This window comes from Nonomuraea sp. NPDC050202 (assembly GCF_040656115.1).
In the GTDB taxonomy this organism is placed as follows: Bacteria; Actinomycetota; Actinomycetes; order Streptosporangiales; family Streptosporangiaceae; genus Nonomuraea.
Window position 1 is genome coordinate 505,814 of sequence record NZ_JBFALF010000004.1, and the last position, 19,544, is coordinate 525,357.

General features: G+C 70.3%; 18 protein-coding genes. 4 read left to right on the plus strand and 14 right to left on the minus strand.

What is annotated here, in order from left to right; genetic code table 11:
• Positions 1 to 41: 41 nt before the first annotated feature.
• The 12 genes from AB0I79_RS16165 to AB0I79_RS16220 form a co-directional block, all read right to left on the minus strand.
• Positions 42 to 674, minus strand: a complete 633-nt coding sequence (locus tag AB0I79_RS16165; protein WP_357872848.1) for a GNAT family protein — start codon at positions 672 to 674, stop codon at positions 42 to 44.
• A 58-nt stretch (positions 675 to 732) separates the two neighbouring features.
• Positions 733 to 1,935, minus strand: coding sequence for a DUF418 domain-containing protein (locus tag AB0I79_RS16170; protein ID WP_357872851.1), 1,203 nt, complete (start codon positions 1,933 to 1,935; stop codon positions 733 to 735).
• Positions 1,936 to 1,977: 42 nt separating this feature from the next.
• Positions 1,978 to 5,223 carry a hypothetical protein gene (locus AB0I79_RS16175; protein WP_357872854.1) on the minus strand — a complete coding sequence of 1,082 codons (3,246 nt, stop codon included), beginning with the start codon at positions 5,221 to 5,223 and terminating at the stop codon, positions 1,978 to 1,980.
• 89 nt (positions 5,224 to 5,312) lie between these two features.
• Positions 5,313 to 6,629, minus strand: a complete 1,317-nt coding sequence (locus AB0I79_RS16180; protein ID WP_357872856.1) for a polysaccharide biosynthesis C-terminal domain-containing protein — start codon at positions 6,627 to 6,629, stop codon at positions 5,313 to 5,315.
• Positions 6,622 to 7,425 (minus strand): polysaccharide deacetylase family protein, encoded by an 804-nt coding sequence (locus tag AB0I79_RS16185; RefSeq protein ID WP_357872859.1) that lies wholly within the window; start codon positions 7,423 to 7,425, stop codon positions 6,622 to 6,624. The genes AB0I79_RS16180 and AB0I79_RS16185 overlap by 8 nt, the downstream gene beginning before the upstream one ends.
• Complete coding sequence (locus AB0I79_RS16190) at positions 7,422 to 8,363, minus strand: glycosyltransferase family 2 protein (protein ID WP_357872862.1); 942 nt, start codon at positions 8,361 to 8,363, stop codon at positions 7,422 to 7,424. Before AB0I79_RS16190 ends, AB0I79_RS16185 begins: the two co-directional genes overlap by 4 nt.
• Before the next feature lie 12 nt (positions 8,364 to 8,375).
• Positions 8,376 to 9,209 (minus strand): glycosyltransferase family 2 protein, encoded by an 834-nt coding sequence (locus AB0I79_RS16195; protein WP_357872864.1) that lies wholly within the window; start codon positions 9,207 to 9,209, stop codon positions 8,376 to 8,378.
• A gap of 186 nt (positions 9,210 to 9,395) precedes the next feature.
• A complete protein-coding gene (locus AB0I79_RS16200; RefSeq protein WP_357872867.1) occupies positions 9,396 to 10,526 on the minus strand; it encodes a GNAT family N-acetyltransferase in 1,131 nt (376 codons plus the stop codon).
• Positions 10,523 to 10,894 (minus strand): hypothetical protein, encoded by a 372-nt coding sequence (locus AB0I79_RS16205; RefSeq protein WP_080045753.1) that lies wholly within the window; start codon positions 10,892 to 10,894, stop codon positions 10,523 to 10,525. Before AB0I79_RS16205 ends, AB0I79_RS16200 begins: the two co-directional genes overlap by 4 nt.
• A gap of 265 nt (positions 10,895 to 11,159) precedes the next feature.
• A complete protein-coding gene (locus tag AB0I79_RS16210) occupies positions 11,160 to 12,731 on the minus strand; it encodes a sigma-70 family RNA polymerase sigma factor (RefSeq protein WP_357872870.1) in 1,572 nt (523 codons plus the stop codon).
• Positions 12,732 to 12,844: 113 nt separating this feature from the next.
• Positions 12,845 to 14,527, minus strand: a complete 1,683-nt coding sequence (locus AB0I79_RS16215) for a substrate-binding domain-containing protein (protein ID WP_357872872.1) — start codon at positions 14,525 to 14,527, stop codon at positions 12,845 to 12,847.
• A gap of 260 nt (positions 14,528 to 14,787) precedes the next feature.
• A complete protein-coding gene (locus AB0I79_RS16220; RefSeq protein ID WP_357872874.1) occupies positions 14,788 to 15,426 on the minus strand; it encodes a hypothetical protein in 639 nt (212 codons plus the stop codon).
• A 147-nt stretch (positions 15,427 to 15,573) separates the two neighbouring features.
• Here AB0I79_RS16220 and AB0I79_RS16225 point away from each other — a divergent pair, with 147 nt between their 5' ends.
• The 3 genes from AB0I79_RS16225 to AB0I79_RS16235 are packed head-to-tail and all read left to right on the plus strand — an operon-like array spanning position 15,574 to position 17,455.
• Positions 15,574 to 16,344 (plus strand): DUF4184 family protein, encoded by a 771-nt coding sequence (locus AB0I79_RS16225; protein WP_357872876.1) that lies wholly within the window; start codon positions 15,574 to 15,576, stop codon positions 16,342 to 16,344.
• Positions 16,337 to 17,149 carry an RNA methyltransferase gene (locus AB0I79_RS16230; protein ID WP_357872878.1) on the plus strand — a complete coding sequence of 271 codons (813 nt, stop codon included), beginning with the start codon at positions 16,337 to 16,339 and terminating at the stop codon, positions 17,147 to 17,149. Before AB0I79_RS16225 ends, AB0I79_RS16230 begins: the two co-directional genes overlap by 8 nt.
• 60 nt (positions 17,150 to 17,209) lie before the next feature.
• Positions 17,210 to 17,455, plus strand: a complete 246-nt coding sequence (locus AB0I79_RS16235) for a DUF4235 domain-containing protein (RefSeq protein ID WP_357872880.1) — start codon at positions 17,210 to 17,212, stop codon at positions 17,453 to 17,455.
• Between the two features lie 12 nt (positions 17,456 to 17,467).
• On the opposite strand, the gene AB0I79_RS16240 is transcribed toward AB0I79_RS16235, so the two are convergent.
• The gene (locus tag AB0I79_RS16240) at positions 17,468 to 17,764 is read right to left on the minus strand and encodes a hypothetical protein (RefSeq protein ID WP_357872882.1); all 297 of its coding nucleotides are present in this window, start codon (positions 17,762 to 17,764) and stop codon (positions 17,468 to 17,470) included.
• 206 nt (positions 17,765 to 17,970) lie between these two features.
• On the opposite strand from AB0I79_RS16240, the gene AB0I79_RS16245 reads away from it, so the two are divergent.
• Positions 17,971 to 18,555 (plus strand): hypothetical protein, encoded by a 585-nt coding sequence (locus tag AB0I79_RS16245; protein ID WP_357872885.1) that lies wholly within the window; start codon positions 17,971 to 17,973, stop codon positions 18,553 to 18,555.
• Positions 18,556 to 18,682: 127 nt separating this feature from the next.
• Here the strand turns inward: AB0I79_RS16245 and AB0I79_RS16250 are convergent, their stop codons facing one another.
• On the minus strand, positions 18,683 to 19,516 hold the full coding sequence (locus AB0I79_RS16250; RefSeq protein WP_357872888.1) for a serine hydrolase: 834 nt from the start codon (positions 19,514 to 19,516) through the stop codon (positions 18,683 to 18,685).
• Positions 19,517 to 19,544 lie beyond the last annotated feature (28 nt).

The window sequence follows — 19,544 nt, forward strand, 5'->3', positions numbered from 1 at the left end:
GATCTGTGACGTAGCTCTGGAGTACTACGGGGGTGCCCCGATCACCCCAGCCCGAAGTGGGGCAGGCAGGCCGCCAGCCCGTGGATCTCCACCGGGACCGGGCAGTCGAAGTCCTCGCGGTCGAGCCGGAGCCGCTGCTGCGTCGCCCGCCGCCCGCGGATCGACTGGACCATCACCCCGTCGGGCCGGTAGCCGAGCTTGCGCGAGACGGCGAGCGAGGCCGGGTTGTCCAGGAAGGCGCTGGAGGCGGCCGACAGCGCCCCGAGCCCGGCGAAGGCCAGGTGCAGGACGGCGGCGCGCATCTCCGTGCCGAGCCCCTTGCCCTGGTACGCGCGGCCCAGCCACGAGCCCGTGTGCACCTCGCGGGTGACCGCGAAGTCGATCCCCTTGACGTCCTGGGTGCCGATCACCCGGCCCTCGTGGACGACGGCGAAGTTGCAGCACCACTCCTCGGGCCGCCACCGCGACATGACCCCGAGGTGGTAGAGCACGACTCTCGCGGGCAGCTCCGCGGCGGGCGCGTCGGTCCAGGGCACGCCGAACGGCATCCGGTCAGGCTCGTGCACCCCCTCCACGGCACGGTCGGCCAGCTCGTCGAGGTCGTCGAGGGAGGGGAGCCGGAGCGTGAGGCGGGGCGTGGTCAGCCGCAGGTCGTGTACAGGCCAGTTGCGCATGCCCGCCCATTGTTCCCGGTCACGCCGGCCGCCTCACCCGGTTTTCCCCGTACGGCGTTCATCCCCGCACGGGGGGCCTTCGCCAGTACGTCAGCCAGCGCAGCAGCCACTCCACCGGTCCGTACCGGTGCCCCTTGAGCCACCAGTGGCTGTAACCGGCCTGGAGCGCGAAGACGCCGAGCGCGATCAGCACCTCCAGCGGCGGGCTGACCCGGTCCACGAGCGCCAGGCCGTACCCGGTGAAGATGAGCGAGCAGATCAGCGACTGCGCCAGGTAGTTGGACAGCGCCATCCTGCCGGGAGCTGCCAGCGCCCGCGCAAGCCGTGGCACGTGCGGCAGCACGCGCAGGAACGTGGCCGCGTACGCCGCCGCCAGCAGCGGCGCCGTCACCAGGTCCACCGCCTCGCCCCAGAACTTGTGCACCGAGCCGGCCCAGACCGACGCCGTGTAGAAGATCGCGCCGCCCAGCCCGGCCGTGAACCCGGCCCACTGCAGCCTGCGCAGCGTCCCCGTGTACGCGGACACGTCGCGCAGCGCGCCCAGCTTGCCGACCGCCAGCCCGATCAGGCACGCGGCCAGCACCGCCGGGCCCTGGAAGAAGACCCGCGCCACGATGATCAGCGACAGCTTCCTGAGGTGCTCGGAGACGATCTGCCAGAACTCCCCGCCGAGCGCCGAGTTCGAGGCGGCGGCCTGCGCCTGCCCGTCAGCGACCCGGCCCGACAGGTCCAGGCCCGCCGTGGCCAGCAGCGCGAGCAGCACGAAGGCGAGCGCCAGCACCAGCGTGAGCGCGATGGCGAGCGCCACCGCCGTCCTCGGCCGGACCCGGCGGAAAATCAGCAGGGCCAGCCCCACGGCGGCGTACGCCGTCAGGATGTCCCCGGGGAACAGCAGCACGGCATGCGCCAGCCCGAGCAGGAACAGCCCGGCCAGCCGCCGCAGGAACATCGGCGCGAACGGCCGCCCCCGCCGCCCGGCCGAGTCGGCCTGCAGCGTGAAGCTGTACCCGAACAGGAACGAGAACAGCAGATAGAACTTGTTCTCCAGGAACAGCGTCACGAACCACCGCACGCCCCAGTCGAGGGACGAGTCGAACGCGGGCTCCGCCATCCCGGCCATCCGGTAGCCGGAGGCCAGGAAGGCGATGTTCACGACGAGGATGCCCAGCAGCGAGAAACCCCGTAAGGCGTCGACGGAGGCGATTCTCGCTGCGGCGAGGCGTACGTCCGGCCTGGCGGGATGTGTCTCCTGTGTCCTCATCGGAGAGCATCATCCCGCACAAGCTGAGTGTTTCCTGGGAATTCAGTTATTTTGCGCGATATAGATGAACCGCTCGATGATCACTGCCAGCGCCACCGCGAAGGCCGGGATCGCCAGGAACAGCAGGCGTTTGCGGGCCCTCGGCGCCCGGTTCGGGCCGTTCAGCCGGATGATCTCGTACCCGAAGAGTGCGACCCAGGTCACAGCCAGCGCGCCGATGCCCACCGGCGTCCACGGCGAGGTGGGCTCGCCGCGGCCCTTGTAGGGGTTCGGCTCGGGGATCTCGGTGCCTCTGACGAAGTTCTTCCAGGTGTAGAGCGCCGCGTCCGCGTTGGAGTAGACCCGCTTCAGGTCGGGCGACTTGTCCAGCGCCGCGCGGAACTTCTCGCCCCAGTCGGCAGGGAAGCCCTCGTTGAGCTGCAGGTAGCTGACCTGGCCCCGGCTCACCATCAGGTACGAGTTCCTGGACGCCTCCTTCAGCGCCTGCACGGCGTCGGAGATCTGGGCCGGATCCTTGTGCACCAGCGCCTGCAGGTTGAAGCTGACCTTCTCCACGTCCCGCTCACCCCACGGCAGGGTCGGCGTGACCTCCGGCCCCTCCTTGGGCACCAGGTAGAGCACCCGGGCGCTGGGCTCGTCGTGGTCGTAGACGTAGTGCAGGGCGGCCACCTCGCCGGTGGTGACCCGCTCGAACTTCTCGTTGCCGTACCTGGCCACCAGGAACGCGAACGCGAACATGACCGCGAAGCACGCCGCCAGCACGATCGAGATCCGCTTGGTCAGCTCGGGGTTGAAGCGCACGTTCCGCTTGCGCAGCGGGACGGTCTCCTCGCGCACGTCGGCGCTGTCGGCCGGCAGGTTCGGGAAGAACGCGTACGCGGCCAGCAGGCAGGCGCCGGGCAGCGCGAACATGTAGATCCGCAGCCCGATCTCGCCGCCGTAGCTCTGCAGGCCCAGCGCCAGCACCGGCACGCACAGCAGGATCAGCGCCGACCGGTCGAACACCCCGCGCCGGAACCGGCGGAAGATGCCCACCGCCGCGCAGCCCAGGATCACCGCGAGGATGCCCAGGCGGGCCTGCAGCACCATCGCGTGCGCGGGGTCGGTGCCCTCGATCCGGTCGCCGGTGTTGCTGCGCAGGTTCTGCAGGATGTTGCCCAGGCCGCCGAAGATCGTGTCGATCTGGCTGGCCCAGAAGCCCACCGTCATGTAGCTGATCCAGGCCAGCACCACCAGCCCGAGGAAGAACGGCAGCGCCCAGGTCAGCGTGGTCCGCTTGAAGATCAGGAACGCCGTCACCACGCCGAGCATCATGAACGGCGTGATCTGGTGCGAGGCCACCGACGCCACGAACAGCGCCACCAGCATCATCAGCATGAGCAGCTTGTCGGCCCTGAACGTGCCGGTGTTGGCCAGCTCGCCCGGCGTCATCGCGTCCAGCTTGCCGATCAGCTTGCGCAGGCCCTTGGGCGGGATCGGCTTCGTCCGCGTCTCCACCCGTCCGAACCATCTCAGCAGGATCGCCACGAACGCCAGATACAGCGCGAACGTGAAGCCCTGGGGCGAGAAGTAGTCCTGCCCGATCCACTGCACCAGCACGAACAGCAGCGCCGCGAACCACCGCGCCCGCGTGGTCGCCACCACCTGGCGCAGGATCAGCACGAACGGGAGCAGGTAGAGCAGGTTCGACAGCAGCGGCGTCCACTGCAGGATCGGCGTCAGGTCGGTGATCCCGGCGGCCTTCGTCACGAACGCGAACAACGCGAAGAAGCCCGGCCAGCCCATGCGGGCGTCGATGTTGATCGCCGTCTCGCCGGTCCTGCCGATGAACTCCACGAAACCGGCGTGGATGTACGCGGTCGGGAAGCGCGGCTCGTCGGCCACCAGCGCGCCCGCGCCGTGCAGGGCGAACGTGATGGCGGCGATCTGGAACAGCAGCAGGAACTTGCGGTCGGTGCTCTGGGTGACCGTGATGAAGAACGACACGATCATGATCAGGATGGCGATGAACGCCGTGGTCGGCAGCGCCGAGATCAGGCCCAGGCCGTCGATGTCGGCCGGATCCACGCCGCGCAGCGGGCCCGGAGGGACCTTGAGGGCGAGGACGTACATGACCAGGCCCTCGATGACCAGCAGCACGGGCAGCCACGTGGGCGCGCTCGCCACCAGCGCCCCGACCCTGCTCCTGAGCGTGCGGGGCTTGGCGGGGGCCTGCCGGGGCGCCTGCCCGGGTGCTTGCCCGGGCGGCGCCTGGCGCGGCGGGGCCTGCTGGAACGCGGCCTGCTGCGCCTGCTCGGGCACGGCCTGCGGCCCCGACGGGCCCTGCGGCGCCATCCCCGGCGCGGGGGAGGTGGCCGGGGGCGGCTGCACCAGATTCGCCAGCCCCTGCGACCCGGCAACCGGCCGAGCCCCACCACCGTGCCCACCGGCCCCAGGTCCACCGGCGCCAGGTCCACCGGCCCCGGGCCCGCTGGCACCGGGTCCGCCGGTGGTCGGCGCTCCAGTGGGATGCGTGCTCATGGGCTGCGTTCCGGCGGCGGCTGCGGCGGACGCCCCTCCGGTCGCTGCCGCCCCGGTCGCTGCCGCCCCGGTCGCTGCCGCCCCGGTGGACGGCGCCCCGGTGGACGGCGCCGCGGTGGACGGCGCCGCGGTGGACGGTGCCCCGCTGGAAGGCGCGCCGGTGGAGGCGGCCCCTGCTGAGGGAGCCTTGCCGGGCGCGCCGCTGCTCGGCCGCGCCTCAGCCGGAGACGCGCCGGTGCCCTTGGACGAAGGCGCGCCGGACGTGCCCTTGGCGGGCGCACCGGAGGCGGCAGAACCCGCCGCCGCAGGCTTGGCACCGGGGGGGCCGGGCTTCGCGGGCTGGGTACCGGTGCCGGGCTTGGTGCCGCTCGCGGGCTGGGTACCCGCGCCGGATTTGGTGCCGGGCGCGGGCTGGGGGCCGCTGGCCGGTTGGGGACGCAGGCCGGGCGAGGTGTCGCCCTCGTCGGCGGCCTCCGAATCCGAACTCCCGGTCTCCGAGCCGTCGGCTTCCGAACCCCCGGCCGCCGGCTGCACCGGCATGGAGACCGTGCCGGCCGTCGAGGGGTCGGCGGTCTCGTCGGCCGTGGGCGGATGCCCGATGTGCAGGGGCCCGGGCAGCCGGATGGCCGTAGTCCTGTCCGCCTCCGGCGTGGCCTTTCCCTCGCCGCCGGTGCTCTCCGGGGAGTCGTCGGCCGAGCCGGCCTCCTCGCCCGCGGGCGGGAACGTCAGCTTGGGGATGACTCCCGTCGCTTCCGGATCGAAGGGCACGTCTGACTCCTCCTTGTCACCACGCACGTCCGAGGAGCCCGTGATCCCCGATTGCATGCCATCGCCGTCCCGTTGCCTCACGTTGACCATCATGAAGCCCCGGACGACCCCTGGGTGACAGTCGACCTACCGCTTTCGTCGAATTTGAGAATTTTGCGTAGATTTCCGAAGATCAAAAGTGCGACAAGCACCTCGCTGAAGAGCAATCCGTACCCGACGGCGTTCACCCCGAAGTGAGGGAACAGCGTCACGGTGGACACCAGCACGAGCACCGCCAGCCCGATCTGGACGATCGCCAGCGTCCGCGCCCTGCTCTGCGCCCGCAGCGCGCTCAGGTAGACCTCGATCAGCACCCGGGGCAGCACCGCCAGCGCCATCAGCCGCAGCAGCGTCGTGCCCTCCTCGGCGAAGGCCGAGCCGAAGATGGTCAGGATCAGCGGCGCCCCGAGGATCGCCACCGCGATGATCGGAGTGACGATCATGAAGGCGCGCCGCAGCGCCCGCCGGCAGTTCTCGGCCAGCCTGCCACGGTCGAAGGAGCCCTCGACGGTCAGCGACACCGCCATGTTCATGGCCAGCAGCTCGATCATGCTGGCCAGCGTGTGGGCCATCGAGAACCGGCCGAACGTGGCCTCGCCCACCTGCGTGGCGACGACCACGGGCACCAGGTAGACGATCGCCAGGATCGACAGCGTGCCGGGGAAGTCGCCGGCCAGGAAGCGGCCGACCTCCCGCAGCTTCGGCGGCTCCTGTACGGGATCGGCCTGCTTGACGTGCCGGGGCACGACGACGCCGAAGATCAGCCAGTTGACCGGGATGAGGGCCAGCGCGGTCGGGATCACCCACGAGACGAAGATCCCGCCGGACGGCAGCGCCCCGGCCACCGCCACCAGGAGCCCCATCTTGACCAGGCCGAAGACCAGGTTGTTCAGCGGCACGAACGTGGCCCTGCGCAGCCCGGTCAGCACCACGTCCTGCAGCGTGAACACCGCCCACACCACCACGGACGCCAGGAAGAACAGCCCCGGCCCGAACCCGGCCAGCACCGAGTACGTCTTCCCCCACATGGGCAGCGTCAGCAGGAACCCCAGGGCCGCGACCCCGCCCGTTGCGGCGGCCAGGCCGTACCCGCGCAGGATGAGCTCGGGCGTGCGGCGGCCCGCCACCGGCAGGAACCGGGCCAGCGCGCCCACGAAGCCGAGCGCGGTCAGCGACGCGAACAGCCGCATCGCCGTGATCACGGCCTGCCCGCGGCCGAACTCCTCGGGCGAGTAGAAGTGCGCGGCCAGCAACCAGTAGCCCATGCCGAGCACGCCGGTGATCACGGTGTTCACCATGAGCGCGTAACCCTGCAGGAACAGCGGGTTACGCAGGTCGCGCAGGACCTTCCCCCAGAGGTTAGACATTTCCGCGCACCCGCTGCAGCCCGTACCTCGTCCTGCGGACGACCGCGTACCCCTTGGTGAGGATGCGTTCGCGCATGTAGATGAGAGGTACGGCGTTGCCTTCGACGGCGCGCTTGAACATGTTGATGGTCGTGTTCTTGCCGACCGTCAACCGGGGGATGGCGAGCATGTCATGCCGATCGGCGGCGATCGTGTTGCTCACGGCGCAGGCAGCGAAATACCCGGCTTTGCGCACTTCGCGGCGGACCCGGGCGCTGGAGTACCCGTACGGGTAGGCCATGGTGGCGACCGGTGTGCCGATCTTCTCCTCCAGCAGGCCCTTGTTCCTGCGCAGCTCCTGCCGCAGTTCCTCGGTGCGGAGCTGGTCGAGCTGGGGATGGCTGTGGCTGTGGCCGCCGATCTCGACGCCGGTCTGCGCGGCCTCGCGGGCCTGGCCCCACGACAGCATGTCGTCGAGGGGCCGGCCCGCGGCGTCCTTGCCCGCGTCGGACACCCAGCCGCTGGTCAGGAAGACCGTGGCCGGGAAGTTGTGGCGTTCCAGCAGCGGCAGCGCGCGGGTGTGGAAGTCGGCGTAGCCGTCGTCGAACGTCACCACGATCGGCTTGTCCGGCAGCGACAGCCCGTTGTTCTTGTTGAACCTGGCCACCAGGTCGCCCAGCGTGAGCGGCGTGAAGCCGCTCTCCGCCAGGTAGGCGAGCTGTTCCTCCAGGTCGGAGGGGCGTACGGCGTGCGGCTTGGTCTCGTCGTTGGGCGCGTCGGTGACCGAGTGGTACATCAGGATCGGTACGCGGATCATGATCGTGCCACCTTCAGCCGTACGGAACCCACGACGTAACCCCAGGTCGTCCAGGCCAGCCCGACCACGATCGCGACGGCCCTGCCGAGCCCGCCCACGTCGCCGCGCAGGGCCTCACCGACCCCGCGCAGCGCCCCGAGCGGCAGCGTCTTCATCGCGTGCGCGCGCTCGCTGGACAGCCCGTCCTGGGTGCCGACCTCCCGCGTCACCAGAGCCTTCGACAGCCCCTCCGCGTAGCACCTGGACCTGAAGTAGGCGAACCGCTCGCGCTGCTTCGACACCTTGTGCCCGATCACCGCGCGCGGCTCGAACAGCATGACCGAGCCAGGCTTGCGCTGGCTCAGCCTGATGCAGAACTCCGTCTCCTCGCACCCGAGCGGGCGCGACTTGCGTCCCTGCACGCTGCGGCCGATGCCGCTGTGGAAGCCGCCCACCTCGGACACGGCCTCACGCAGGAAGGCGGCGTTGCCGCCCATGACGTTGCGGATCGGCGCCCTGACCGCGGGCATGCCGCGGTAGGTGCAGCCGACCGTCCAGTCGAACTCGTACGGGAACCAGCGCGGCCGCGTGCCCGACGCCCAGATGGGGTCGGTACGACCGCCCACGCCGACGACACCGGTTTCCTGGAAGCCCTCCTCCAAAGCCTCCAGCCACCCGGGATCGGCGACCGCGTCGTCGTCGAGAAAGGCGACGATCTCACCGTTGGCCGTGGCCACGCCGGTGTTCTTGCCACCGGACAACCCCTGCTCGTGCGTGTTCTCCACCACGATGGCCTGCGGGTACTCGTGCTTGAGCTTGAGGTGCAGGTCGGGGTTGTGGTCGACCACCAGGATCAGCTCGTGTGCCGGGCGTGTCTGGTTCTCGACCGACTCGACTGCCTGCCTGATGTCCTCCCACCGCTCCTCGGTGTAGACGCAGATGACAACAGACGTGTTCACTCGGATCCTTTGTTATGCGACGCCTCGGTCAGCGGCGGGAGTGGCGGCGGGCTCAGGCTGAGGCGGAGTGGGCTGGCGACGCCACTCCTTCAGGATGGTCTTGAGCACGCGGAAGCCATCTCGTACGACGTGCAGGTTGCTTTCGCCGTGGATGCGGTTGCGCTCGTGGCTGGGCACCTCGTGCACCTTCAGCCCGGCCTTGGCCGCGCGCACGTTCATCAGCGTCTCCACCTCGAAGCCGTCGCAGTCAAGGTTGAGCACATCAAGGTGGCGCGCCCAGAAGGCGTTGTAGCCGTAGCACAGGTCGGTGTACTGGGTCTTGTACATCACGTTGACGATGCCCGTGAGCACCTTGTTGCCAAGACGCCGGTTGAGCGTCAGGTCGTCACTGCCGCCACCGGCGGCGTAGCGCGAGCCCTTGACGAAGTCGGCCCCGGTGACCAGCGCGCCCACGAAGTTGATGATCTCGCGGCCGTCGGTCGAGCCGTCGGCGTCGATCATCACGATGATGTCGCTGGTGCAGGCGGCGAAACCGGCGGCCAGGGCGTCGCCCTTGCCCTTGCCTGTCTGCGTCACCACCTTGACGTTCGGCCGCAGCCGCTTGGCCACGGCCACCGTGTCGTCGACGGAGTTGCCGTCGACGAGCACGATCTCATCAACCCACTGCGGGATGGTGGCAAAGACGTGCGGCAGGTTCTCCGCCTCGTTCATCGCCGGCACGACCACGCTGACCGTCGGGGAGATGGCCAGGTGCGGGGTCACCGGCGTGAAGCTCGTAGGCGGCGGCATCGACCGGAGGGGCGAGGGGTGAACCTTGCCGTTGTGCTTGGTTATCTCGGGACTCATGGCGAGGGAAATCCTTCCGGGACCCCGCTCTGCGGGCCGGACGGAACCACCCCCGGGTGCTGCGGGAAAGGCGAAGCCGGCGAACGGTGCATCGAAGGGTCCTGTGTGGAGTGTGAGGGTGTTGGTGCTGGTGCTGGTGCTGGTGCTGGTGCTGGTGCTGGTGCCGGGGGGTGTTTCCGGGGTCGCTCAGCGCGCTCCCGTTGGTTCCTGGGTTACTGCGTTGGAGGGCTCCTGACGTTGCATCGAGCTGCGCACCCGGCCGAAGCCCTTCAGGACACGGTCGGCCGCCTTATAGAGAGACGGCCGATCCAGGACAATTGTTCGGGCCTTGTTGAAAGGAGTTCGGCCCATCCAGTGAACGGCCGCGGAGGCGGACGGACGCGAGACGCGGCCTTCGGCGACGTACAGGGTCCCGCTCTTCAGCCAGTCCTTGTACTCCTTGCCGCCCTTGCCCATGTCGACCATGTGCAGACCCGCGTTCGCTGCGGCCTCGGCCATCTGGAGGTGGTGGACGATGCCCGGCGAGTAGCGGGCGAACTCGGTGTCGTAGGCGGGGAACCACCCTACAAGCGTGGTCGCCGTACGAAGGCCGAAATGCCCCGCCACCGGTACGTCACCGGCATAAAGCATGGTCAGGACACCCGCGAAGTCCGATGAGTTCTCGGCATGCATCATGTTCGTCAATTCGACGATCCACGGCTGGGCGAACCTGTCCACCCGGCCAGTCCTCTGGTACTGGTCGGACTTCCAGGCGAGCAGGGTACGCAGCACCTCGGGGTCGGCCGAGGCCCACTCGAGGCGCAGTTCGCCCTGCTCCCGCCCCATCTTGCGTTCCTTGTAGCGGACGGTCTTGAGGTTCTTCGGGGAGTTGGCCTTGACCTGCTCGATCCAGGCCTCGAAGCCCGAGGTGAAGTCCATGACCGGCGCGGGGCGGACGTCCGACTCGTACTCGGCGAACGTCGGCTGCCCCGCCACCAGGTGGTCGAAGTCGAAGACGCTGAGCTTGCAGGCGCGCAGCAGAGCCTTGGCGTCGAGCTTCAATTCCGGGACGGAGATCAGGCCGTGACAGGTGGTGAGGAATCCGCCGAGCGGCTTGCCGATGCCGAAGCTGTGCCGCTCGTAGGGGAAGAACCCCTGGATGCCGCTCCCGTCGGAGATGACCGCCACCCTCACGTAGTCGCGCAAGCGGTCCATCGCCACGGCGAACTCGACCGACAGGAACGGGTTGTCCAGACTGCGGTCGGCCTTCTGCAGCTCCCGCCATCGGGCCCGCTCGGAGTCCCCGAGCTCTCGCGGCCGAACTACCTGGATGTTCACCTTGCCCTGGCCCCCTGTTCGGTCTGCATGCTCTTCCCCCGGTACAACACCCGAAGCACGTACATGAACCCTCCGAGCACGGCGACCGTCGCCACACCGGCTCGGGGCGACCACGCGTTGAAGAGCAGCATGGCTTCGGCGAGGAGCACATTGAGTACGAGACTCGCCGCGGCTCCTACGGATAGGGCGGCGAGGGGGTCACGATCACGCAACAGTCCCACCACTGCCGCTCCTGGCACGACCAGAAGGAACAAGGAGATCAGGAACGGGCGCAGCGGTGTCTCGATATCGAACAGCGCGATGACCGCTCCCGCGATGCAGGCGAGCGCGACCAGCCAGGCCAGCGCTCTGCGGTGCTGCTTGAGCATCTCCTGTCTCTCTCCTGCCCTTGCTGGTTGAAGCGCGTGTTGATCGCAGTTCATGGGACCAATACGCGCTATGACACGTCAATGCCGACGCTTGGCGACGCGCTCCGGTTTACAGGCATGCCGAGGTTTCTCGTGTGACCTTCGACACACAGTCAGAAAATCGGCTTGTCCCGGCGCATCCCCAAGCACACCAGAATGCCCTATGTTGCCTAGGGTTCACGAGTCAGGGTCCGATTTATATCTGTTTGTCGTGTTAAAGCTGGGGCTACTGGGAGTCAGGGCCCGGCTCCTCCACGGCACCGCCGGCCGATGTGGTGGCGACGCCGGCGCTCGGCGACTCGGTCGGCTCCTCGGTGGCAGGCGGGCCGTCGGTCGGCGGCTCGGGGTCGTCGTCGCCCTGCCAGGACAGGGAGCACGTGGCGGTGCCGCCGTTCGAGGTGAAGGTGACGCGGCCGCTGCCGGAGGCGTTCGGCTCGACGACCGTCACCACGACCGTGGCCGACGCGCCCGCCCTGACCGAACCGCTCGCCGGGTGCACGTCGAGACCCTGCGAGGCCGTCGCCACCCACGAGACGGCGGCGTTGCGGGCGCCGATGCCGATCCGCGCCACGCCGGCGATCGTCTGCGGGCACGAGACGCGCAGCCGGGCCTCCGGCACGGGCCTGCGCCGGGAGGGTGTGGGCACGGCGGCCTGCCTGCTGCTCCTGCGCGGGGCGGCCGCCGGCGGCGTGATCCTGGGCGACGGGGTGCGGCTCGGGGTCGCGCTCGGCGTCGGCGACGGGCTGGGCTCGTCCTCCTCGATCACCGGCTCGGGCGTGGGGTTCTCCTCCAGGTAGGTGGTGGGGGAGGGGACCGGCCGCAGCGTGGTCGTCCCGGAGCTGCCGCCGCCGTTCAGCGCCACGACCGCGCCCGTCGCGGCCAGCAGGCACGCGCCGGCCAGCATGAGCGGCGCCAGCCGCCGCGGCCGGCGGCGCGAGCGGCGATCGGCCGGCACCGGGAACCCCGACCGGTCGAAGCTGTCACCCCGATCCGTGATCAGGACGCGCGTGTCGTCCAGCTCGGGCTTGACGCACGTGTCGATCACCCGGCGGCGCAGCGAGATCGGCGGGTGGGCCAACGGCACCAGGTCGAGCAGCTTGGCCGCCGAGACCTGCCGGTGCCTGCCCTCGGTGCACACCTCGCACCCGCTGATGTGCCCCGACAGCCGGCGCCGCAGCAGCGGGGTGAGCGGCCCCTCCCAGGAGTCCAGCATCGCCGACAGGTCGGGGCAGTGCGCCCGCCCGGTCCTGGCCAGCAGCACGGCCGCGGCGGCGTTCTCCAGATGGTCGCGGGCCCTGCCCAGCCTGGCGGCCGACTGCCTGGAGGTCAGCCCGAGCACCGCGCCGACCTCCGACGGGGTCAGGCCGTGGCGCACCGACAGCTTCAGCACCTCGCGCTGGCCCCTGCTCAGCTCGCCCAGCGCCTCGTGGACCAGGTCGGCCAGCTCGGTGTCGCCGTGCTCGCCCGGCTCCGGGAATGCGGGCAGCGGCATGCCGCCCGACGGGGTGCCGGGGCGGCGCGCCATCCTGGCCCGTACCTGGAACCTGGTCAGCGCGTACAGCCAGGCGCGCAGCCGGGCCGGCTCCCTGAGCCGGGCCACGCAGCCCTGTGCGGTGACGAGCGCGTCGTGCACGGAGTCGGCCGCCACGTCGCTCTGGCCCGACAGGGAGAACGCGTAGTCGTGCAGCCGTTCGGCGTAGGAGTCGTAGAGCGTCGCGGGAGCGGCGGTCTCCGCGCGCCGCAGAGCTTCGACCAGCTCCTGATCGCCCGCGCGATCGACGGTCGGCCATCCAGGCACGGATTTCCCTCCCCGCAGGTAGGACGCTCACTCAAGCCCCACGCGGAGAGGACGCCGCCTCGATCGGCCAGGTTCGCCCGCCATGCCCAACGAGCATGGCGGGCCTGTCGCTGTCAGCCGTCGCAGTTCGGCATGCAGAGGCGGCGCTCCATGCCCTGCAGGAAGAAGTCGCGGACCTGAAGGATGTTCTCGGCGATGTACGCCTCGCCGCCCGTGGCCTTGGCCACGGCCTCCATCTGCGACTTGCCCTTCTTGGCGTCCGGACCGAACGCGATGAGCAGGATGGTGAGCGGCCGCTTCGGGTTGTAGGTCTTCTTCAGGAACTCCAGGAGTTCGGCGTTCTTGACGCCGCCGTCCGGGTCGTCGTTGCCCGCGCCGTCGGTGAGTATCAGGAGGGTGTTGACCTTGTCCTCCTGGAACGTCTTGGTCAGCTGCGTGTAGGCCGCCTTGATCGTGTCGTTCAGCCCGGTGTCGCCGGTGGACTTGGCCTGGAGCTGGGCGAACGTCCTGACCAGCATCTCCTTGCGCGTCGCCCCGTCGATCGACTCGCTGAGCGGCCCGACCGAGACGAGCTCCTTCCAGTCCTTGCCCTGCCCGTCCATGTGCGTGGAGAACGACCACAGCCCCATCTCGGATCCCGGCGGGAAGAGCCCGAGGCCCTCGGTGGCGATCCGGTTGATGGCCTGCATGCGGGTCATGTTCGTGCCGGGCACGGGCAGCGCCATCGTGCCGGAGACGTCGAGCAGGGTGAGCAGGCGGGTGCCGAGGTTCAGCCGGGTCCAGGTCTGCACCATGCGGGCGACGGTCGCGCCGTCCGGCGGGTCCAGCGCCGCCGGGGTCTCGGAGGTGAAGCCCTTGTCCTCGGTCAGCGCGTCGCCCGCCTTGCCGTCGGTGCTGCGGAAGCCGGCGTCGCGCAGGATCTTCTTGGCCGACTCGGCGGCCAGGGCCTGCTTGAAGTCCGCCGCGGCCTTCAGCACCTCGGGGTTCTTGGTCAGGATCGTGACCGGGTAGTCCAGGCTGAGCGTGCCCTCCTTGGGGTAGAGGGCGACCACCGGCGACTCGGGCTTCTTCGTGTTGTGCGCGTAGATGGCCTGCTCGGAGGCGACGCCCACCGGCACCCTGCTGCCCGACTTGACGGTGAGGCTGGCCAGCAGCGCGGTCGAGTCGGAGGCGAGCTGGCCCGACAGCTCCTTCAGCGCGCCGACCAGGGCCTTGTCCTGCTTCGCCTCCCTGGCGGTGCCGGCCGCGGCCAGCAGGGCCGCCAGGCCCGCGGAGTTCTTCTGCGGGTCGAGGGCGAGCACCCGCACCTTCCTGCCGGGGCCGTCCACGTTGGCCACGTTCGCCGCCGAGATCAGGGAGACCCAGCTCGGCTGGAGCGTGCCGGACAGCTTCGACGCGGCCGACTTGGCCGCCGCCAGCACCACGGGGGAGCTCGCGATCGACCCCTCCACCTGCGGCAGCGCGTCGCCGGCCCCGGCGCTGCGCATGCTCTCCATGAGCAGGCTGGAGTCGGCCACCCAGAAGTCGGCGCCGACCTTGCCCGCCGCCAGCGCGTTCGCCGTCCTGGCCGCCGCCTCCTTGGCCACCGTCACCTCGACGCACTTGCTGTCGATCGAGTGCAGGGCCTTGTTATAGTTGCTGGCGATCTTGTTCAGCGCCGGCTGGATGTCGGGGGTGGCGACCACGCGCAGCGGCAGCTTGCCGCCCGAGCAGTCGTGCTCCCGGTTGAAGATCACGAACGCGGCGACGCCGAGCAGCACTGCCAGGGCGACGGCCCCCGCCAGCGGTACGAGCACTCTGCCGCGACCGCGCCTGGCTCGCCTGCGCGGTGGTGGTGGTTCGCTGGCTCTGTATCCGCCGTCGAGATCGTCTGTGCGGTGTCGCCCCACGATGTCCTCTTAGGTGTTCTCGTGACCTTCCGGAGACCCTAGCGGGAGATGCTCCGCAATACTTCGGGAACGATACTCGGTGCGGTCTATGTGGCAAAACCGCCCTTTTGGTGCGACGATTACTTAATGTGGCCGCGATCTACGGTGAGCGTGATCGTGATCGGCTGTCAATGGCAGCAGTCGTGACCGTGCCAGGCGCGCCTGCCCTCCCGTACGGCGACGGCCGCCAGCACCACCGCCACCAGCGGATCCACCCACCACCAGCCGACGGTGTTGAGCCACAACCCGGCCAGCACCCCCGCCGCCATGGCCGCGCAGATGAGATTCTGCGTGCCCTCGCCCGAGGTCGCCGCCGAGGCCAGCCGCGCCCCGAGCCGCCGCTTGGCCACCCCCAGCACCGGCATGCTGACCAGGCTGAACGTCGTCACCACGATCCCCAGCACGCTCGGCGCCGCCCGGTGCCCCGCGTCCAGGTCGTGCGCGACGTGAAGGACGAGATACGGCGCCAGCAGCCAGAAGCTCACCGCCACCGCCTTCCTGGCGGTGCTCTCGGCGCTCGGCGACAACGTGCGCGCGCCGGTGAACCGCCACACCACGATCAGGCTGGCCACCGCCTCCACCAACGCCGACAGCCCCCACCCGATGAGCGCCACCGAGTGCGCCGCCAGCCCCGCGGCCAGGCCGAGCGTGCTCTCCGCGCCCAGCCAGACCAGCGTGCCCACGGAGAGCGCGCGCGCGGTCCGCGCGGCACGCAACCATTCGGCTGACGCGGCCGGATGCTCCTGAATCCGCTGATCAGGCACCATGAACCCCCGAACTCCCGGCTATCCGGCCGTCGACAGCGATACGTAAGGTACCCACTACCGCCCGTGACCTCGTACAACGTCGGCAAAACAAGGTCAAATCCCGGCCGCATAATGATCGCGGGGGAATGTCCACCGGGGGGAGACACCGTGCCGTTCACGCCCAGCCATGTCGCCGCCGTGCTGCCGATGATCGGCTCGCGGCGGATCCGCAGGTTCGTCGACCCGTGGGCGCTCGCGCTGGGGGCCATGGTGCCCGATCTGCCGGTCTTCCTGCCGTTCATGCCTGACTACACCGACACGCACTCCTGGCTGGGCGTGGTCACGATCGACCCGCTCGCGGTCCTGATCCTGCTGCCGCTCTTCCACGCCGTCCTGCGCGACCCGCTGATCGCCCTGCTCCCGCCCGGCCTGGCGGGACGCGCCGCGCTCCTCGTGCCCGACCGGCTGCGATTGCTCCCGATGCTGGCCGGCGCCGTGATCGGCGCCGCCACCCACGTGCTGTGGGACTCCTTCACCCACTCCACGGGCCCCGCCGAGTGGGGCGCGTGGCTGTCGGTCTCCGTCTTCGGCGTGATCAGGCTCTTCCGCCTCCTGCAGTACGTCTCCTCCGCGATCGGCCTGGCCGTGGTGGTGTGGTGGGGCTGGCGCGGGCTGTCCCGCATGGTGGCCGCGCCCGTACCTGACCGGTTGCGCCTGCCTGCCCGCGCCCGCTGGACCGTGCTGGCGGCGGCCGGCGCCGGCGTCCTGGCCGGAGGCCTGTTCTGGCCCATGATCGACGAGCCCAACCCGAAGTTCGGCATCGCCGCCGTGATCACCAAGACCGGCGCGGGGACGGTGATCGGCCTGGCCGCGGTCCTCCTCTGCTACGCCGTGGTCTGGCAGGTCAGGCGGCGCGTGGCAGTATCGGAAGGTGCTTGAGTACGTCACCGACGCCGACGACCCCCGCCTGTCCGACTACACCCGGCTCAGGGACGTCGAGCTGCGCAAGAGCCTCGAAGCCGAGCGGGGCCTGTTCCTGGCCGAGGGAGAGAAGGTGATCAGGCGGGCCATCGGCGCCGGCTACCCGATCCGCTCGGTCCTGACCACCCGCCGCTGGCTCACTTCGCTGGAGGACGTCCTCGGCGAGGCCACCGTCTACGTCGTGAGCGACGAGATCATGGCGGGCATCGCGGGCTTCCAGGTGCACAGGGGAGCGCTGGCCTCGATGGAGCGCCTGCCGCTGCCTCCCCTGGAGGCCCTGCTCAAGAGCGGCACCGGCCGCCTCCTGGTCCTGGAGGACCTGGTCGACCACAGCAACGTCGGCGCGATCTTCCGATCCGCCGCCGCGCTGGGCGTGGACGCCGTCATCCTGTCCCCCCGGTGCGCCGACCCGCTCTACCGGCGGGCGGTGAAGGTCTCGATGGGCGCGGTCTTCTCGATCCCGTACGCGCGCATGGACGACTGGTTCACCGGCCTCGACCGGCTGCGCGCCGCCGGCTACCGCACCCTGGCCCTGACCCCCGACCAGAGCGCCGCCCCCATCGACGGCGTCGAGCTGGGCGACCGGGTGGCGCTGCTGCTCGGCGCGGAGGGCGACGGCCTGTCGTCCCACTGGCTGGAGGAGGCGGACCAGGCGGTGTGCATCCCGATGAGCGCGCAGGCCATGGCAGCCGGGGTCGACTCGCTGAACGTGGTGGCCGCCGCCGCCATCGCCTGCCACGGCTTGATGCGCCGAGTCGGATGATCGAGGTTTAAGCGGCTGGTACGGGGCACGGCAGACACCACATCACGGTAAGGAGATGCCATGCAATCCGTAGAGAAAGCCACGTCGCTGGGGATGGGCCTGCTGGGCGGCGTGCTGGCGTCCGCGCTGTTCAAGCGGGCCTGGAAGCTGGCGTCCGGTCAGGACGACGCCCCGGACGCCGACGACCTCGAACGCGGCTGGACCGAGGTCCTCGTCGCCGCGGCCCTGCAGGGAGCGATCTTCGGGCTGGTCAAGGCCGCCGTGCACCGCGCCGGCGCGCAGACCTTCCGGCACCGGGGCCACTGAGGCGGGACGCCGTCACTGCTGGTCGCCCGTGAGCCAGTCGGGATGGCCGTCGAAGTCGTGGATCACCGGCCGGCAGTCGATGGGGGCGTCGGCGCCGGCGCCCCTGACGTGCCGCTCCAGCATCGGGGCCTGCTCATCCGTCGTGATGAGCGTGAGCTGCCAGGCGGGCTCGTCGCGGGGGGCGGCCGGGTCCGGGGCTTCTGCGATGTCGATCGACGTGGCCAGGCCCGCGAGGAGGATGCCGTGCGCCAGCTCGGCCGCCCTCTCGTGACTCCCGATCGTCATGCGGATCTCGACGAATTCCGCCATGAGTTGTCCTTAGTGGAGAGGTGTGGGCCTCACCCTACCTGCGGAAACGAAAGAGAGGCCGGATTTCACGGGGATTTCCCGGTTAGTTCGTGTCGCGGGTGCAGGTGCGCAGGTCATGGCCCGGAAGAGGGGCGGCAGGAGCGGCGGACGACCCGCTCGGGCGACCGGCGGGATCCGGCGTGCCGCGCCGCCCGATGATGCACAATGTGAGCGATCGATTACAGAAACACGTGCAGAGCGGGGGCTCCATGAACGTGGCCTGGATCATCGCCCTGACCGCCACAGCGGGGTACTTGAGCTCGGGGGCGGGCGCCGGGGGCGCGGCGGCGCCTGTCGCGCTGAGCTGCGCCGTCGCCACTCCCGCGGCGCGGCCGCTGGTGTTCGAACCCAAGGTCGGGCTCACGCCTCGCCGGGTCCAGGCGCGCGGGCACCTGGAGCTCACCGGGTGCACCTCGCCCGACGGCACGGCCACGTACCTGCGCTCCGGGTGGGCCAGCGTGCGAGCCACCGCCCAGGTGTCGTGCACCAGCGCCCGTCAGGTGCGCGGCAGCGCGGTGATCACCTGGTTCGGGGAGAACGGGCGCCCCGTCGGCACGTCGAGGCTGCGCGTCAGGGCCGACCGGCTCGTGGCCCAGCGCCCGGCGGACACGCTGCTCACCGGCACCGTCACGGCGGGATGGCTGGCCAAGGAGCCGGTGAGGGGTGGCATCAGCCCCGCCACGGCCATCCTCGGCTGCGCCACGCGGGGCATGGCCACGCTCCCGGGCAGCGGCCGCATCGTGTTCGGCTGACGGGCTCGTACGGCCGGGGCGGGCCTGGTCGGGCCTCGTACTGCCGGGCCGGGCCTCGTCGGGTCTCGAACGGTCTCGTCGGCCTCGTCGGGTCTCGAACGGTCTCGTCGGCCTCGTCGGGCCTTCGTCAGGCGAGGCCGATCTGGTCGCCCGCGTAGTCCAGCAGCTTCTCGGCCGTCGAGAAGCGGCGCTCGTTCCCGTCGTCCAGCAGCACGCCGACGACCTGGAGCCCGTTGCGCTCGGCGGCGAACAGCAGGCAGTACCCGGCCGCGTCCGTGTAGCCGGTCTTCACGCCCAGCACGTCGTCGGCCCGCGTGAGCAGCTTGTTGGTGTTCCGCCACGTGTGCGCCCGGTGCACCTTGGTCTTGGTCACCTTGTGCGCGGTGCTGCTGACCACGGTCGTGAAGACGCTGCTCCGCAACGCGAGCTGCGCCAGCCTGGCCTGGTCGACGGCCGTGGAGTAGCCGCCGGCCGGGGTGGGCATGCCGTCCGCGTTCGTGTAGCGGGTGTCGGCGAGGCCGAGGGCGCGGGCCGTGCGGTTCATCTTGGCGATGAAGGCCGTCTTGCCCGGCCCGTAGTGGCGGGCCAGGGCGTTGGCCGCGTCGGCGCCGGAGGGCAGCATGAGCGCGTACAGCAGGTCCCTGGTCGTGAAGCGCTCGCCCTTGCGCAGTCCCGCCGTGGCGGCGCCGCCCTTGGCGGCGTACTTGACGTCGGCTGCGGTGATCGTGATCGTGTCGCTCAGCCGGCCCTCGCTGAGCACGACGTACGCGGTCATGATCTTGACCAGGCTGGCCACCGGCACCCGCTTCGTCTCCCGCTTGCCGAAGTGGATCGTTCCTGCGGAATCGATGACGTACGCCGCCTTGGCCCCCACGGTCGGCTCGTCGGCGGCCATGGCGGGGGAGGAGACCCCCACGACCAAGGCGATCACGACAGAGCCCATCAAACGCCCAATACGCATGCCCATCATGTTGACAGAGCCGGACGCT

What these genes read in the sequence shown, in the direction of transcription:
- AB0I79_RS16205 (WP_080045753.1), bottom strand. Translation starts at nt 10,894, where the DNA reads ATGCTCAAGCAGCACCGCAGAGCGCTGGCCTGGCTGGTCGCGCTCGCC.
- AB0I79_RS16180 (WP_357872856.1), bottom strand. Translation starts at nt 6,629, where the DNA reads ATGTCTAACCTCTGGGGGAAGGTCCTGCGCGACCTGCGTAACCCGCTG.
- AB0I79_RS16195 (WP_357872864.1), bottom strand. Translation starts at nt 9,209, where the DNA reads ATGAGTCCCGAGATAACCAAGCACAACGGCAAGGTTCACCCCTCGCCC.
- AB0I79_RS16235 (WP_357872880.1), top strand. Translation starts at nt 17,210, where the DNA reads ATGCAATCCGTAGAGAAAGCCACGTCGCTGGGGATGGGCCTGCTGGGC.
- AB0I79_RS16250 (WP_357872888.1), bottom strand. Translation starts at nt 19,516, where the DNA reads ATGCGTATTGGGCGTTTGATGGGCTCTGTCGTGATCGCCTTGGTCGTG.
- AB0I79_RS16185 (WP_357872859.1), bottom strand. Translation starts at nt 7,425, where the DNA reads ATGATCCGCGTACCGATCCTGATGTACCACTCGGTCACCGACGCGCCC.
- AB0I79_RS16170 (WP_357872851.1), bottom strand. Translation starts at nt 1,935, where the DNA reads ATGAGGACACAGGAGACACATCCCGCCAGGCCGGACGTACGCCTCGCC.
- AB0I79_RS16240 (WP_357872882.1), bottom strand. Translation starts at nt 17,764, where the DNA reads ATGGCGGAATTCGTCGAGATCCGCATGACGATCGGGAGTCACGAGAGG.
- AB0I79_RS16165 (WP_357872848.1), bottom strand. Translation starts at nt 674, where the DNA reads ATGCGCAACTGGCCTGTACACGACCTGCGGCTGACCACGCCCCGCCTC.
- AB0I79_RS16220 (WP_357872874.1), bottom strand. Translation starts at nt 15,426, where the DNA reads ATGGTGCCTGATCAGCGGATTCAGGAGCATCCGGCCGCGTCAGCCGAA.